This window comes from Cloacibacterium rupense, from assembly GCF_014645495.1.
Lineage (GTDB): Bacteria > Bacteroidota > Bacteroidia > Flavobacteriales > Weeksellaceae > Cloacibacterium > Cloacibacterium rupense.
Window position 1 is genome coordinate 608,312 of record NZ_BMLV01000002.1, and the last position, 11,657, is coordinate 619,968.

Annotated in this window: 12 protein-coding genes; 6 read left to right on the plus strand and 6 right to left on the minus strand. The window is 32.8% G+C overall.

Features of this window, described 5'->3' with window-relative positions:
- Window positions 1-10: 10 nt before the first annotated feature.
- The 3 genes from IEW40_RS06805 (at window position 11) to IEW40_RS06815 (ending at window position 3,370) form a co-directional block, all read left to right on the plus strand.
- On the plus strand, window positions 11-1,501 hold the full coding sequence (locus IEW40_RS06805) for a GFO_1087 family putative carboxy terminal peptidase (RefSeq protein WP_229663394.1): 1,491 nt from the start codon (window positions 11-13) through the stop codon (window positions 1,499-1,501).
- 121 nt (window positions 1,502-1,622) lie between these two features.
- Window positions 1,623-1,994 carry a BlaI/MecI/CopY family transcriptional regulator gene (locus tag IEW40_RS06810; protein WP_188617317.1) on the plus strand — a complete coding sequence of 124 codons (372 nt, stop codon included), beginning with the start codon at window positions 1,623-1,625 and terminating at the stop codon, window positions 1,992-1,994.
- Window positions 1,994-3,370: a M56 family metallopeptidase gene (locus IEW40_RS06815; protein WP_188617318.1), complete on the plus strand. Its 1,377-nt coding sequence runs from the start codon at window positions 1,994-1,996 to the stop codon at window positions 3,368-3,370. The genes IEW40_RS06810 and IEW40_RS06815 overlap by 1 nt, the downstream gene beginning before the upstream one ends.
- A gap of 55 nt (window positions 3,371-3,425) precedes the next feature.
- Here the strand turns inward: IEW40_RS06815 and IEW40_RS06820 are convergent, their stop codons facing one another.
- Window positions 3,426-3,932, minus strand: coding sequence for a DUF6646 family protein (locus tag IEW40_RS06820; RefSeq protein WP_188617319.1), 507 nt, complete (start codon window positions 3,930-3,932; stop codon window positions 3,426-3,428).
- 74 nt (window positions 3,933-4,006) lie between these two features.
- A complete protein-coding gene (locus tag IEW40_RS06825; RefSeq protein WP_188617320.1) occupies window positions 4,007-5,230 on the minus strand; it encodes a PQQ-dependent sugar dehydrogenase in 1,224 nt (407 codons plus the stop codon).
- Window positions 5,231-5,358: 128 nt separating this feature from the next.
- On the opposite strand from IEW40_RS06825, the gene uvrB reads away from it, so the two are divergent.
- The 3 genes from uvrB to IEW40_RS06840 all read left to right on the plus strand — a co-directional run bounded on the left by uvrB (window position 5,359) and on the right by IEW40_RS06840 (window position 8,641).
- The gene (gene uvrB, locus IEW40_RS06830; protein ID WP_188617321.1) at window positions 5,359-7,350 is read left to right on the plus strand and encodes an excinuclease ABC subunit UvrB; all 1,992 of its coding nucleotides are present in this window, start codon (window positions 5,359-5,361) and stop codon (window positions 7,348-7,350) included.
- Window positions 7,351-7,366: 16 nt separating this feature from the next.
- The gene (locus IEW40_RS06835; protein ID WP_188617322.1) at window positions 7,367-7,744 is read left to right on the plus strand and encodes a hypothetical protein; all 378 of its coding nucleotides are present in this window, start codon (window positions 7,367-7,369) and stop codon (window positions 7,742-7,744) included.
- Window positions 7,745-7,843: 99 nt separating this feature from the next.
- Window positions 7,844-8,641: a hypothetical protein gene (locus IEW40_RS06840; protein WP_188617323.1), complete on the plus strand. Its 798-nt coding sequence runs from the start codon at window positions 7,844-7,846 to the stop codon at window positions 8,639-8,641.
- A gap of 17 nt (window positions 8,642-8,658) precedes the next feature.
- Here the strand turns inward: IEW40_RS06840 and IEW40_RS06845 are convergent, their stop codons facing one another.
- The 4 genes from IEW40_RS06845 to IEW40_RS06860 form a co-directional block, all read right to left on the minus strand.
- The gene (locus IEW40_RS06845; protein WP_188617324.1) at window positions 8,659-8,919 is read right to left on the minus strand and encodes a DUF3820 family protein; all 261 of its coding nucleotides are present in this window, start codon (window positions 8,917-8,919) and stop codon (window positions 8,659-8,661) included.
- A gap of 4 nt (window positions 8,920-8,923) precedes the next feature.
- A complete protein-coding gene (locus IEW40_RS06850) occupies window positions 8,924-10,015 on the minus strand; it encodes an AI-2E family transporter (protein ID WP_188617325.1) in 1,092 nt (363 codons plus the stop codon).
- Window positions 10,016-10,082: 67 nt separating this feature from the next.
- Window positions 10,083-10,841, minus strand: coding sequence for a hypothetical protein (locus IEW40_RS06855; RefSeq protein WP_188617326.1), 759 nt, complete (start codon window positions 10,839-10,841; stop codon window positions 10,083-10,085).
- 57 nt (window positions 10,842-10,898) lie between these two features.
- Window positions 10,899-11,621 (minus strand): hypothetical protein, encoded by a 723-nt coding sequence (locus IEW40_RS06860; protein WP_188617327.1) that lies wholly within the window; start codon window positions 11,619-11,621, stop codon window positions 10,899-10,901.
- Between the last annotated feature and the right edge of the window lie 36 nt (window positions 11,622-11,657).

Genomic DNA, 11,657 nt, shown 5'->3' on the forward strand with positions numbered 1-11,657 from the left:
TAAAATGTATATGTTGAATAAAATAAAAACACTTTTCTTTTTATTAGGAACGTTATTTTTCATCTTTTCTTGTAATAGAAACGATGATAATGTTGGAGATAACCAGGCAGGTGCCAAACAAGTCAATAATTTTGTTTGGAAAGGGCTTAATTCGTGGTATTATTGGCAGAAGGATGTCAGTAATTTATCTGATAATTTTGGAAAAAGTAGTCAATATGTAAATTTTGTAAACGCAAAAGAACCAGATGATTTATTCTATGGCTTGCTTTATGATTATCCCAATACGGATAGATTTTCTTGGATTGTGGATGATGTAGATGCGCTTCAACAACAATTTAGCGGAATTACTAAAGATTCTGGTATCAATTTATCTCTTTTTTATAAAGATGCTGGAAGAGTAAATGTAGTGGGGATTATCAATTATATTGTTCCTAATTCACCCGCAGCAACCGCAGGTTTAGAAAGAGGAGAAGTGATCTATCAAGTGAATGGAGCCAACTTAACCGTTAATAATTATGATCAGCTTTTTAGTGATAGTTTTACTGTGAGTATCGCCCAAACGGTTACTGTAGATACATCGGGAATCATTACTACTGGTGAGAAAAAGAAAGCCAGCATCACCTCAGTGGTATTACAAGAAAATCCTGTAGCCTATTACCAAAAATATGAAATCAATGGTAAAAAAATAGGATATTTGGTCTATAACGGTTTCCAATCTGTGTATAATGACGAACTAAATGCTGCTTTTGCACAAATGAAAGCAGATGGCGTTACCGATTTGGTATTAGACCTAAGGTATAATGGTGGAGGTTCCGTAGAAACTGCTGTCGCACTAGGACAAATGGTGACAGGTAATTTTACAGGCTCGCCTTATGTAATTTATGATTTTAATGATAAACACAATGAATACGACGATTCAGAAGTCCTGAAAAACAACGTAAATACCTATAATTTTGTCAATGGACAAACCCAAAACTCTGGTTCGCAATCGGTCAACAGCCTAGGGCTAACGAAGGTATATGTATTGACCTCTAGAGGAACTGCTTCTGCAAGTGAATTGACGATTAAAGGACTTAGAGCATATATCAATGTGGTAACGGTAGGTGCAGAAACCTATGGTAAGTTTGTTGGGTCTATTACATTGTATGACGCTCCAAGCTCTGACTATACTTCTTACTCTGGTAGAAATACCTCTCATAAATGGGCGATGCAACCCATCGTTTTTTCTTACTACAATGGTAAAAAAGAAGCCAATCCTACCAAAGGTGGAATTACGCCAGACTATGCCATAGATTCTTACTCTTACTTTGGTACACTAAAACAATTCGGGAATACCTCAGACCCTGCGCTTGCAAAAGCTTTAGAATTGATTACAGGAACTAAAGTCGGTAGATTATCTTCGGCAAAAAGTAAATTTTCACTCACTAACGATTTCTTAGGAACCAATAAAACCCTAAAAAAATTCGGAACAGAACTGTATATAGAGAATTTTAAAAAGTAATTTCAAAAGATAGACTGAAAAACTCCAAGATAATTTCTTGGAGTTTTTTTATTTTTTCAAAAAATATTTGCAGGTTAAAAATTTTATTCTACATTTGTAGAGTTAATTTTAATTTTGTAGAATGAAAGATCAAAAACTTACAGATGCCGAAAAAGATTTAATGGAAATTATCTGGCAAAAGAACACTGCATTTATGAAGGATATTATAGAAGAATATCCAGAACCAAAACCTGCAACTACTACGATTGCTACTCTTTTGAAAAGAATGCAGAACAAAGATTTGATAGGTTATAAAACTTACGGAAATTCTAGAGAATATTTTCCGAAAGTGAGTAAAGAGGTTTATTTCAAAGAAGAAATGAACTCTATGATTGATAAATTTTTTAACAGTTCTGCAGCGCAGTTTGCCTCATTTTTTACCTCAAATACAAAAATGTCTCAATCTGAATTGAAAGAACTAAGAGATTTGATAGACCAAAAAATCGAAAACTAATGTTTACCATCGTTTTAAAAATAGTTTTAGTTTCTGCTCTATTATTAACAGTTTACTATATCTTTTTAGAAAGAGAAAAAGTGTTGAAATTCAATAGGTTTTATCTTTTAGGCTCGTTGGTATTTGCGTATACAGTTCCCTTTATTTCTATTACAATTCCAAATTTTGAAAAATCAAAACCAAATTTAATAATAGGAAATGCGCTTCAGCAACAAGCTGTTTTTGTTTCAAATACCGAGCAGAATAATATTGATTGGATGTTTTTAATTCCAATAATATATATATCAGTTGCCTTGTTGTTTTTAGTGAAAGCTATTTTTTCTGTTTACAAAATTTTGAATTTAAAAGGACAAACGTTGATGTATCAGCATCAAAAAATTAAAATTTTAGAAAAGGAAATTGCTCCATTTAGTTTTTTAGGAACTATCTATTTCAGTAAAAATTGTTGGATTGAAAACAAAATAGACCAAAGAATTTTCTTGCACGAAAAACTTCACGTTCAGCAGAAACATAGTTTAGATATTCTTTTGATAGAGATTCTTAAAATTATTACCTGGTTTAATCCGGCGCTGTATTTTTATAAAAAAGCAATGATGAATAATCACGAATTTTTAGCAGATGAAAATGTGATCAATAATTATTTTGAAGTAAAATCTTACCAACATCTCATTTTAGATGAAATCTCTCATCATCAAAATTACCAATTAACACACCAATTCAATTTTTATAACACCAAAAAACGATTTATTATGATGACAAAATCAACATCCAAATCAGCTCATCTTAAAAAGATACTGATTTTACCATTGTTTGCATTCTTTTTTGTAGTTTTTGCAAATAAAAAGCAACCTGAAATTTTAGAAAAAGAAAACTCGGTTTCTGAAACTAAATTTTTGATTAAAAGTAATGCAGATACTTTAAAGCAGAAAATGAAGAAAATGGAAAAAGTAAGTAAAAAAAGCAAAAAAGAGCTTTTATCACCGCCACCGCCACCACCTTATCCTCATCCAAAATCTAAAGTGAAAAAAGACGAGAAGTTAATTCCGCCACCACCACCAGTGAGTAAAATAGAAGCGCAAACTTTGGCAGAATTTCCTGGTGGGAATACTCTTTTAAGGCAGAAATTTTCAGAAAATTTTGATACAAGTAAATTAGAAAACACTAAAGGGATGATTAAAGGAACAATAAATTTAATTATTTCTGAAGATGGTAAAAGTTACAATGCTAGTTATGATTTTGACAATGAAACTTTTAAAAATGAAGCTAAAAAAGCTATGGATAAGAGTTTAGAAGGCGTAGTTTGGAAACCGGGAACGCTTAATGGTAAACCAGTAGCTTCTTCTTTAAAGATGCCAATGATGATGAGTTTTCAATAAAAGAAAACCTTCAAGATTTTAAAATTCTTGAAGGTTTTTTAATAGAATTACAAAATTATTTTGTGATGTCAAATGAAACACCAACGTTTACTGCAAACTGATTGTTCAAATTTCTGAAAAGTTGGTCTTTATCGTTGTATTTTGCAATTGGAAACTGCATTTCTGTGAATAATCCAAAACCTTTGTCAAAGAAATATCTTGCACCAAGATGACCACCAAAATTCCTTAAACCTAAATTTAATCCTGGGTATATATCAATGTTAGAAGGTAAATCCAATACTTTTCCAAGATTAGCATTAAATCTTGCTTTTACATCAAATCTATCCCCAAAATCAGGTTTTATACCAGTAATTTCTTTCACTCCCAATAAATACCCTGCTTGTACTCCAATAGAAAAACTTTCTCCCAATCCATAATCTAGCGTACTTACAATTCCTGTTCCGCCGTCTTGTAGATTAGCTCCAATTTGGAATTTTACATCATCTTTCCCCTTGAAAGCACTGGTTTGAGCGCTAACAAATCCTACAGAGAATACAAATAAACTTGCAATTAATTTTTTCATAAATCGTTTTTTTTAATTCGTCTGTTTTGCATCAAAAATCATTCCAATAAACTAAAAAAAACCTTTATCTAGGGCTATTTTTTAGAAATTTTATACAGTTTTCCACTGTCTGTAATGGCATATAAATGACCATCTTTTCCACTTAAAACATCCCGAAATCGCTCGCCTTGTTCTTCCAAAAGCCATTCTTCTCCAATAACTTTATGATTTTCTATCACCAATCTGATGATTTTTTCTCCGCCAAGACAACCTAAAATCAAATTGTCTTTCCATTCAGGAATACTCCCTGTGTAAAAATCAATTCCACTCATTGAAACCGAGGGGTCCCAATAGTAAATAGGCTGTTCTAATCCTTCCTTTTTACCAATTCCTTCTCCTATAGTCATCCCAGAATACTCTTCGCCGTAAGTGATGGTGGGCCAACCGTAATTAGCACCAGGTTTTATTAAATTGACTTCATCTCCGCCTCTAGGTCCCATTTCTGCTTCCCAAAGCTCTCCATTATTAGGATGAATGGCAATGCCCTGAGGATTTCTATGCCCGGTTGAATAAATTTCTGGTTTCCAACCATTGAAATTAGGATTTCCAGAAGCAGGTTTCCCCTCTTTAGTGATTTTTAAAATTTTACCTAAATAAGAATTTTGATTTTGAGCCAAAGGTCTGGTTTCTAGGTCTGACCTTTCACCTGTACTTACAAACAAAAATCCTTCTCGGTCAAAAGCCAGTCTGCTCCCAAAATGTTTATCTCCATCATAAGTTGGGGTTGCCCTGAAAATGATGCTTGGGTTTTCTATTCTTTTTTCATCATCAGACAATTTACCTTTGGCTACCGCCGTGTGATTTCCTCCAGAGAAAGGTTCAGAGAAAGTCCAATAAAGCATTCTATTGTTTTGAAATTCAGGGTCTAAGGCAATGTCCAGAAGGCCGCCTTGTCCTCTGTTGGCAACTTTGGGTAGTCCTTCTACTTTAGAAATCATTTTTCCGTCTTTTGATATGATGAGTAAAAATCCAGATTTTTCTGTAATGAGAAATCTACCGTCTGGTAAATTGGTGATTCCCCAAGGTCTTCCTAGGTTTTCAGAAATAATTTCTACAGAAATGGGAGTCAAAGTTTTCACTGCTTTTGCCCTTGTCTGCCCTTTAAATGCAGGGGAAATGCCCGTGTTGGGTTTAGATTTTTCAGGATTGCTGGCGTCTCTTACATCAGAAATATTTTGAGCACTAGTCTGGTTTCCCTTTCCGCAATAAATTAAAATAATGAAAACTAAAAAGCCAAAATTGGGGATCAATTTTTTCATAAACAGAATTTTACCAAAGATAATATCTTTTATTCATTTTAAATGGACATCATTTGATGGCTGCTTTTCCATATTTTAATTCTTGAGTATTAATTTTTAGTTCCCCATTTTCTTTGTATTTTTGAAATATGAATTTCAAACTACAATCAGAATTTGCACCCACTGGTGACCAGCCAACAGCAATAGAAAAACTCTCAGAAGGTTTACAAAACGGAGAGAAATATCAAACTTTGTTGGGGGTAACAGGCTCTGGTAAAACGTTTACCATTGCCAATGTAGTAGAAAAAGTACAAAAACCAACCTTGGTTTTAGCACACAACAAAACTTTGGCGGCTCAACTTTTTATGGAATTCAAAGAATTTTTCCCAGAAAATGCCGTAGAATATTTCGTTTCTTATTATGATTATTACCAACCAGAAGCCTACATTGCTACCACTGGAACTTATATAGAAAAAGATTTATCCATTAACGAAGAAGTAGAAAAACTAAGACTTTCTGCTACCGCAAGTTTGCTTTCGGGGAGACGAGATGTGCTGATAGTGGCTTCAGTTTCATGTATTTATGGTATTGGAAATCCTACAGAATTTAATAAATCACTCATTGAAATAGAAAAAAATTCAAGAATTTCTAGAACTGCGTTTCTTCATAAATTAGTTAATGCGCTGTATTCCAGAAGTATAAATGAGTTTGTGAGAGGTACGTTCAGGGTAAAAGGAGATGTGATAGACGTTTATCCTGCTTATGCAGATAATGCCATTAGAATTCAATTTTTTGGAGATGAAATTGAGAAAATTCAAAGTTTTGACCCCGTTTCAGGAAATGTGACTTCTGATTTTGACCAAATTAATATTTATCCGGCCAATTTGTTTGTGACTTCTAAAGAAACCATGAACGAAGCCATCAGAGAAATTCAAGATGATATGGTAAAACAGGTGGATTTCTTTAATTCTATTGAAAAACCGTTGGAAGCCAAACGTTTACAAGAACGTACTGAACTTGATTTAGAAATGATAAAAGAGTTGGGCTATTGCTCTGGAATCGAAAATTACTCCAGATATATGGACGGTAGAGAACCCGGTTCTAGACCTTTCTGTTTGTTAGATTATTTCCCAAAGGATTATTTGATGGTGATTGATGAATCACACGTGACCATTCCACAAGTTCATGCCATGTATGGTGGCGATAGAAGCAGAAAAGAAGCTTTGGTAGAATATGGGTTCAGGCTTCCTGCTGCAATGGATAACCGACCATTGAAATTTCCAGAATTTGAAGAAATGCAAAATCAGGTGATTTATGTTTCGGCAACACCAGCAGATTACGAATTAGAAAAATCTGGCGGAATTTATACCGAACAAATTATTCGCCCAACGGGACTTTTAGACCCAATTATCGAAGTGAGACCTTCTATGAATCAAATTGATGACTTGATAGAAGAAATTCAAAAAAGGGTGGAAGAAGATGAGCGTGTTTTGGTGACGACTTTAACCAAAAAAATGGCTGAAGAACTCACGAAATATTTTACAAAATTCGGAATTAGAACCCGTTATATTCATTCTGATGTAGAAACTTTGGAAAGAATTCAGATTATGCAAGATTTGAGAACTGGCTTGTTTGATGTTTTGGTTGGAGTTAATTTGTTGAGAGAAGGGCTTGATTTGCCAGAAGTTTCCTTAGTGGCGATTTTGGATGCTGATAAAGAAGGGATGCTTCGTTCTCGTCGTTCTTTGATTCAAACCGTGGGTAGAGCTGCAAGAAATGTGAACGGAAAGGCAATAATGTACGCCGATAAAATTACCAATTCTATGCAGAAGTGTATCGACGAAACCAATTACCGCCGAGAAAAACAAATGCAATACAACACAGAACACAACAAAGTTCCGACTCCGCTGAACAAGAAAATTTCTGAAAATTTAGTAGGAAGAAGTAAAGACTTCCCTGATTCTCAATACACTCAAAAGGAAATTATCAGACAAGTTGCAGAAGAACGTGAAGCTCTAGGAAGTGCTGATGTAGAAAAACTAATCGCCGAAAAACAAAAAGCAATGGAAGCCGCAGCGAAAAATCTAGATTTCATTACTGCTGCGAAATTGAGGGATGAGATTGTGGCTTTAAAGAGGTGATATTAAATAAATTAACATGGAAACTACAATTATACTTTGTGGAATTTATAACCTCCTTTTTGGAGTTTTTCATCTATTTTTCTGGAAATTTTTTGGTTGGAAAAAAGAATTGAAAAATGTAAGCAAAGTAAATTCAGGGATTATGCAAATTCTGAATATTCAAATCATAATATTTTTCTTTATTGTAGGGTTTATTTGTCTTAAATATTCTCAAGAAATCCTTCAAACCAAACTTGGATTTGCTTTTTTAGTGGGTAATTTTATTTTTTGGTTGGCAAGAACAGTAAATCAATTTATTTTCTTGAAAATCAACGATATTAGAGTCCATTTTTTAACTGTTATTTTTATTTTAGGAATGATTTTGTTTTTAATTCCGATTGTTAATGCTATATAATTCAAATCTTCTGATTACAAGTAGTAAATTTAGTTTTTGTATAAATACCACTGATTGTATCATTTTTTTTGTAATTTTATCATCTAAAACAAATATACTATGAAAAATTTCTTATTAATCCTTGCTTTTTTTTCTATTACAATTAGTTGTTCAGAAAATGGTTTAGAAGGTCTTTCAACTGTTGAACCTTTAAATTATAAAAACGGAAATCTTTCTACGGGTAAAGTTTCTTCTACTGGTTTGGCTGCGCCTCAAGGTTATGAATTTAGTGAGGTTAATTCTCCTATGGGAATTAGTCCTGGAAGTTTAATGTATTGCTTTTATCTTAATGTTCAGGAAAAAGCTAGATATTATATTTCAGACGATTTTATTATTCCAAATAATGAAAGTTGGAACATTAATAATATTTCGTTTAATATTATCAATTGGCCAGTTTATACTCCGTCTAGTTTTCCTGTAAAAAAAGTTTACATCGAGATTTATGATGGAAATCCAGAACTAGCAACTTCTAAAAAAATTTATGGAGATTTAGACACTAATTTATTTAAATCTGCAACGCCAACAAATATTTACAGAATTAATTCTGGAACTACTAGTGTTAATGATCCAGACTACTCTGCTTTAATCTATAAAGTGGATACCACAATAAATAATCTCAATTTAAAATCAGGACATTATTGGTTTAAAATGATTTTAAAATTTGATTACGGAGAAGATTGGGCATGTTATATTCCGAGATTGCCTGTAGAAGGTAATAACCAAAGTTCTTTTAATGCATATTTCAAAGATATTTATCATAGAACGGTTTTCACTTCGGACGCAGAAGGTTTTAATGGTGCTCCTCTTGTAAACTATGAAGTTCCTTTTGAAATTAATGGTAAAAAAACTATACAATAATTTTTAAAATGAATTGATTAAAACTTATAAACCCTCTTCTTCGGTTTTTCATAATTCACTGCACCACGAAGTGGCATTAATAAATCCATCAATCCGTTAAGTTTTATTTCGTAAATCGTAGAAAGCTGCATTCCCAGTTTTCCTTTGGGCATTCCTTGTCTGTGAAACCATTCTAAGTAAGAAATAGGCAAGTCTGCCAAAACAGTTCCTGCGTATTTTCCGAAAGGCATTTTTACCTCGCAAATTTCTTTTAATATTTCTGGGTTAAATCCTTCCATTTTTCTAAATTTTCACTTCTACACTTTCTTGAGTATCTTGTACATTGGGGTTAGGAGTTTCGTGAGGCTCATCTTCGTGATTTTCAGAAAATTCGTCAGCATAAATTTGCATTAAAAGAATAGTGATAGAAACTAAAATCGGCCCGAAAATCAATCCGAAAAAACCGAAAATCTTTAATCCTAAAATAATTCCAAAAACAGTATTGAGAGGGTGTATGTTTTCTAATTTTTTCAAGAAAGTAAATCTCAAAATATTATCTACCAAACCTACGATGAGCATTCCGAAGGCAATAACTCCTATTCCGCCAACAGTATCTCCACTGGCCAACATAAATAGTCCAACGGGTACATAAACAATGGCGGCGCCTACAATTGGAATCATACTGCCAATAAAAGTTAAAGCAAATAAAAGCAACGGACTGGGCGCTCCGAAAATTAAATAGCCTATCACCGCTACTATGGCTTGTCCTAATGCGACTACAGGAATTCCTACGGCATTGGCAATCACCAATTTTCTGAATTTATCACCAATTTTTTTACCATTAGAACGTTTCAATGGGGAAATTCCCATCAGAATTCTCTCAAAAAGTCGGGCTTTTGTGAGCATAAAATACAGAATAAAAAACATTGCCGAGATGACGGTAAGCGTATTGAGAGTCGTATTAAGAATAGTTGTAGAGACTTTACCGGCAAACTCAGATATTTTTTGTTTGTTTTCTTTGCTTAGAATATCGATGTCTATTTTGCTTTGTACATAATGTGATACCTTGTCTACAAAACCATTGAACTGTTCTGCGTATTGCTGTGCGTTACCGATTTTTTGAACCAACAAATCGATAATGAGATAAGACGGAATAATAATCACAAACAAGGCAATAAGTATTATGACAATGGCGGCTACCCATGATTTCCAATGCCTTTTTTCAACCAAATAAAAATTAAAATTTCTGGAAATAATATAAAGAGTAATGGCTCCTAACAGTGAAGGTAAAAAGTCACTTAAATTATGCAGGATGAGACCAATCAACACTAGAATGATGGCCAGCATAAAGACTTGTCTTATTTTGTTATTGCTTATTTGACTAGACGTATTCATATCATGTAATTAAAAAAAGCAACAGAAATCTCTGTTGCTCTCAAAGGTATAAATATTTTTAAAAAGTTTAGTCTTTATTTATTTCGTATGGGGTGCCACAATAGGCGCAATAAGTAGAATACTGAACTGAGTACACAAAACCTGCCGTTAATAAAACACCTATACAACATAAAAGTAAACCTGATAAAGAAATAAGAAATGTAAGAATGCCTATGACTAAAAAGGTTCCAAAGTCTGAATTGGTGATGTTGAGTGCCTTCTTAAGAGTCTCAATAGGAGTTTGATTTTCAAAAAATATGATAGGTAGACCAATGATAGAAACAATGGCAAAATATATACCAGGTAAAATACAGATATAAAAACCTAGAGTTGTAATGACAGACATTAATAATCCGTATAGAATTAAATTTACTGTGTTTTGTTTGTAACCAATAAATAAGTCTGAAATATCTATATTTTGTTTAGAATTAAATTTATGAGCAATAAAAATTAATCCTGCGCTTAATGGGTATAACAAACCACCCATGATGGTAGAGATAATAATATTAATGATTGAAGAACCTATTCCCATTGACTGTTGTGTAGCAATGATTTCATCAATATCTACCGAACCACCATTTTGTACACTTTCTATGATTTCTTTATACATTTCTTGATTTCCACTAGGTATGAATAGTGAGAAAATAGCCCCAATGACAAATGCAATGATAAGGTACAACAATGCGTAAATAAAAATGCCTTTGTAATTCTCCCAAGCGTGAGAAATAATGCTACCAGATTCTTTCTGTGGAGCTAAAGGTCTTTCGAATTCAGAAAAGTGATTCATAATTTTAATATTTTGTTTACCAAAATTAGTTAAAATTATGAAACTTTTGTTACATAACTACACAAATTTAATACGAAAATAACTTTTAAACAAAGTATAGATAATAGCATTCCAAAACGGAAAAGTGAGCAAAAACCCGAAAAAGAAGATTAATAATCCAGAATAACTGAAAAGAATAGCCAATACAGAACAAGCTGAAACAATGAAAATATTACCCGAAACTACTTTGAAGCTTATTTTCAGAGCTTCTACCAATGTCATTGGCGTAAAATATAACAATGGGGCTACAAAAATGGTGAAAACAATCCAAAGAAAACCCGGGACAACCAATGGCTTTAAGTAAAAATAAATACCTCCCCAAAGCAAGTAATATCCGAAAAATTTGAAAAAATTAGACCCTGAAAATCCAGCAAATAAATCATTGATATTGACCTCCTTATTTTCGTCTTTTTTCTGATATATCTTGAAAAAACCAATATTTAAAGGGTAAATAATAGCCGTAGCCACTATAATCATCATTGAAAAATATTTGAAATTTTCACTCAACAAAATCTCTTGAAACTGCGCAGTAAATGCTTCTGGATCTGAGTACATCAACGGAGAAATGCTGTTTATTTTTGGGGTGATTTCATAATAATTCATTAAAAATTTACCCATGATTAATAAGGTCGAAAAATAGATAAAAGTAAAAACGAATTGATAAAATAGGGTGGAACTCCAGTATTTAAAGGCTTCTTTTAAAACGTAATCTAGACTAATCTTTCTGCTTGCTTCATTCATTTTGCAAAAATAGTTTTTTTATGCTTAAAATACCAT

What these genes read in the sequence shown, in the direction of transcription:
- IEW40_RS06805 (WP_229663394.1), top strand. Translation starts at nt 11, where the DNA reads ATGTTGAATAAAATAAAAACACTTTTCTTTTTATTAGGAACGTTATTT.
- IEW40_RS06810 (WP_188617317.1), top strand. Translation starts at nt 1,623, where the DNA reads ATGAAAGATCAAAAACTTACAGATGCCGAAAAAGATTTAATGGAAATT.
- IEW40_RS06815 (WP_188617318.1), top strand. Translation starts at nt 1,994, where the DNA reads ATGTTTACCATCGTTTTAAAAATAGTTTTAGTTTCTGCTCTATTATTA.
- IEW40_RS06820 (WP_188617319.1), bottom strand. Translation starts at nt 3,932, where the DNA reads ATGAAAAAATTAATTGCAAGTTTATTTGTATTCTCTGTAGGATTTGTT.
- IEW40_RS06825 (WP_188617320.1), bottom strand. Translation starts at nt 5,230, where the DNA reads ATGAAAAAATTGATCCCCAATTTTGGCTTTTTAGTTTTCATTATTTTA.
- uvrB (WP_188617321.1), top strand. Translation starts at nt 5,359, where the DNA reads ATGAATTTCAAACTACAATCAGAATTTGCACCCACTGGTGACCAGCCA.
- IEW40_RS06835 (WP_188617322.1), top strand. Translation starts at nt 7,367, where the DNA reads ATGGAAACTACAATTATACTTTGTGGAATTTATAACCTCCTTTTTGGA.
- IEW40_RS06840 (WP_188617323.1), top strand. Translation starts at nt 7,844, where the DNA reads ATGAAAAATTTCTTATTAATCCTTGCTTTTTTTTCTATTACAATTAGT.
- IEW40_RS06845 (WP_188617324.1), bottom strand. Translation starts at nt 8,919, where the DNA reads ATGGAAGGATTTAACCCAGAAATATTAAAAGAAATTTGCGAGGTAAAA.
- IEW40_RS06850 (WP_188617325.1), bottom strand. Translation starts at nt 10,015, where the DNA reads ATGAATACGTCTAGTCAAATAAGCAATAACAAAATAAGACAAGTCTTT.
- IEW40_RS06855 (WP_188617326.1), bottom strand. Translation starts at nt 10,841, where the DNA reads ATGAATCACTTTTCTGAATTCGAAAGACCTTTAGCTCCACAGAAAGAA.
- IEW40_RS06860 (WP_188617327.1), bottom strand. Translation starts at nt 11,621, where the DNA reads ATGAATGAAGCAAGCAGAAAGATTAGTCTAGATTACGTTTTAAAAGAA.